The sequence below is a fragment of the Sphaerospermopsis reniformis genome (genome assembly GCF_005402885.1).
GTDB classification, from domain to species: domain Bacteria; phylum Cyanobacteriota; class Cyanobacteriia; order Cyanobacteriales; family Nostocaceae; genus Sphaerospermopsis; species Sphaerospermopsis kisseleviana.
Genome location: NZ_BJCE01000431.1, coordinates 1 through 2,411, shown reverse-complemented (window position 1 = coordinate 2,411; position 2,411 = coordinate 1). Strand labels below are relative to the sequence as shown.

The 2,411-nt window shown below is 38.7% G+C and carries 4 protein-coding genes; 1 reads left to right on the top strand and 3 read right to left on the bottom strand.

Annotation, left to right across the window (positions count from 1 at the left end):
* Positions 1-220: 220 nt before the first annotated feature.
* Genes FFR48_RS27310 through FFR48_RS27300 form a run of 3 tightly spaced genes read right to left on the bottom strand, consistent with a single transcriptional unit; the run spans position 221 to position 954 of the window.
* On the bottom strand, positions 221-514 hold the full coding sequence (locus FFR48_RS27310; protein ID WP_137669518.1) for a type II toxin-antitoxin system RelE/ParE family toxin: 294 nt from the start codon (positions 512-514) through the stop codon (positions 221-223).
* Positions 511-741, bottom strand: a complete 231-nt coding sequence (locus tag FFR48_RS27305) for an addiction module protein (RefSeq protein ID WP_096566505.1) — start codon at positions 739-741, stop codon at positions 511-513. The genes FFR48_RS27310 and FFR48_RS27305 overlap by 4 nt, the downstream gene beginning before the upstream one ends.
* A 3-nt stretch (positions 742-744) precedes the next feature.
* Complete coding sequence (locus FFR48_RS27300; protein WP_137669517.1) at positions 745-954, bottom strand: hypothetical protein; 210 nt, start codon at positions 952-954, stop codon at positions 745-747.
* Positions 955-1,063: 109 nt separating this feature from the next.
* On the opposite strand from FFR48_RS27300, the gene bioU reads away from it, so the two are divergent.
* The gene (bioU, locus tag FFR48_RS27295) at positions 1,064-2,059 is read left to right on the top strand and encodes a (S)-8-amino-7-oxononanoate synthase BioU (RefSeq protein ID WP_096566501.1); all 996 of its coding nucleotides are present in this window, start codon (positions 1,064-1,066) and stop codon (positions 2,057-2,059) included.
* Positions 2,060-2,411: the final 352 nt, after the last annotated feature.

Sequence of the window (2,411 nt, the reverse complement as noted above, 5' to 3'; positions counted from 1 at the left end):
TCAGTAGAACAGTTAGAAGAATTATTAAATAAATTGCTAAACGAAGGAGGTCTTATTATTAAATGGGAGCGCAAAGTTAAAAATAAAGGTAATGCTGTTTATTCGATTTAGTTGCACAACAGCTTATATTCACAAACTTTGTTTTAAAAGTTTATAATCTGACGATATTGAATAGTTAAGGAATCCATATAAAAACCAGAGATTTTATTTATCTTAAAACCTACTTTCGTTTACTCCAATAAAATGGCTTGCGCTTATGATGTGCTACAGCTAAAATGCGAATTTCTTCTTCTAGAACACGATATAAAAGAGAATAGGGAAATTTTGGTATCACTAAACGCCGAATAGAACCGCGAACCTTTGCACCTATTTCTGGATAATACATCAAACAATTTACAACCTGCTCTACCGCTTCTAAATATTCTAAACCAAGACCCGTTTTTTGCTGCTCATAATAATTGATAGCATCAGTTAATTCTTGTTCTGCCCAGGGATGAAATATAACAGTTATCATTCTAAATAAATACGCAATTTACTAAACACTTCTTGAGAGGAAATACCAGCAATTTTACCATTACTCATATCCTCATCCCTTAATTCTGCCTCTTGTATCCATTCATTAGCAATTTGCTGATCAATTTTTTCTACTTGTCCTAAATGTTCAATCAAACGAGCTACTAATAATGCTAGAGTATCCTTTGGTAAAGCTAAAACTTGAGCCTCTAATTGTTCAATAGTCATAAATTAATGCTCCGATATAGTTATAACACCAGCAAAACCAAGTAAACGCTGACGTGCTTCCTCAGTATCAGATTGAGGACTAACTGACAAACTATACTTACGATTGAGGGAAGCTGCAACTAATTCTGCTACTGAAACTCCCACCGCTGTAGCTTGTTGTTGGAAAGCCATATAAACATCATCGTTTAGTTCCAGAGTTAATACTTGACTCACGATTTTTAAGCTACCTTAAATAACTTTCCCATAATTATAGCTTTTTTCTACTTGATAACCCAGAAAAATAAAGCATAATTAACCTTTAACCATACAGAGAAAAAACACAATGAACAAACAACCCATCCGCGTCGGAGTCCTTGGTTTTGGTGGACTCGGCCAAGCAGCAGCAAAACTCCTCTCCAGCAAACGGGAAATGATCTTAGTTGCAGCCGCAGATCAAAAAGGCTACGCATACTCTACAGAAGGCTTAAACACCAATGCTTGCATTTCCACCTACCAAAAACAGGGAACAGTCGGTTATTTAGAACCCTTTGGAACATTAAGCAACAACAGCATTCAAGACCTAATTCAAGCCACCGGTGACGCTGTAGATGGTTATTTCCTGGCTTTACCCAACCTACCTAACGACTTTATCCCCAACGTCACTAAACAATTTATCGAAGCGGGTTGGCAAGGTGTATTAGTTGATGCCATCAAACGCACCAGCGCCGTAGAACAACTTTTAGCGATGAAAGATGAACTGCAAGCAGCAGGTATTACCTACATGACCGGTTGTGGTGCAACTCCTGGACTATTAACCGCCGCTGCCGCTTTAGCAGCCCAAAGTTACGCCGAAATTCACAGCGTAGTTATTACCTTTGGTGTAGGTATTGCTAACTGGGAAGCTTATCGTGCTACAGTTCGGGAAGATATCGGACATATACCCGGTTATACTGTAGAAACCGCTAGAGCAATGACCGATGCAGAAGTAGAAGCATTACTTGATAAAACTAACGGTGTGTTGACATTAGAAAACATGGAACACGCCGATGATGTAATGTTAGAAATAGCTGGAATTTGTTCACGGGATAGAGTAACCGTTGGTGGTGTAGTTGATACTCGCAACCCCAAAAAGCCTTTAAGTACCAATGTGAAAATTACTGGACGCACCTTTGAAGGGAAAATATCAACTCATACATTTACATTAGGTGATGAAACCAGCATGGCCGCCAACGTTTGTGGTCCTGCCTTTGGTTATTTAAAAGCTGGTCAAGAATTACATCAAAGAGGCATTAACGGCTTATTTACCGCAGCGGAAATTATGCCTAAATTTGTAAAATAGGGGACTGGGGACTGGTGACTGGTGACTGGTGACTGGGTATAATATTAACTCTTGCCTTTTGCCTTTTGCCTTGTTACTATTCCCTATTCCCTATTCCCTAATATAAGATTCTTGATATTCTTCTTTCTCTTCTTCCAAAATTGTCGGTGTTTGCATCACAAAAGGTAAATAGGGTTTGCTGAATAAACGCAAAACCTAGATAAAGGAAGAGTTTAGGGGCAAAAAAGAGGAACAAAGTGCAAGGAAAAGGGGTAAAATAGGTAAAAACCCTTGCATCAAGGTGCATCAAAATGTATCGCAAACAAAAACAACAAGACACAGCACCAGAAGAATTTGAGCTATCCTTCGGGGG

Coding starts and splice junctions, on each gene's coding strand:
- FFR48_RS27310 (WP_137669518.1), bottom strand. CDS start 514: ATGATAACTGTTATATTTCATCCCTGGGCAGAACAAGAATTAACTGAT.
- FFR48_RS27305 (WP_096566505.1), bottom strand. CDS start 741: ATGACTATTGAACAATTAGAGGCTCAAGTTTTAGCTTTACCAAAGGAT.
- bioU (WP_096566501.1), top strand. CDS start 1,064: ATGAACAAACAACCCATCCGCGTCGGAGTCCTTGGTTTTGGTGGACTC.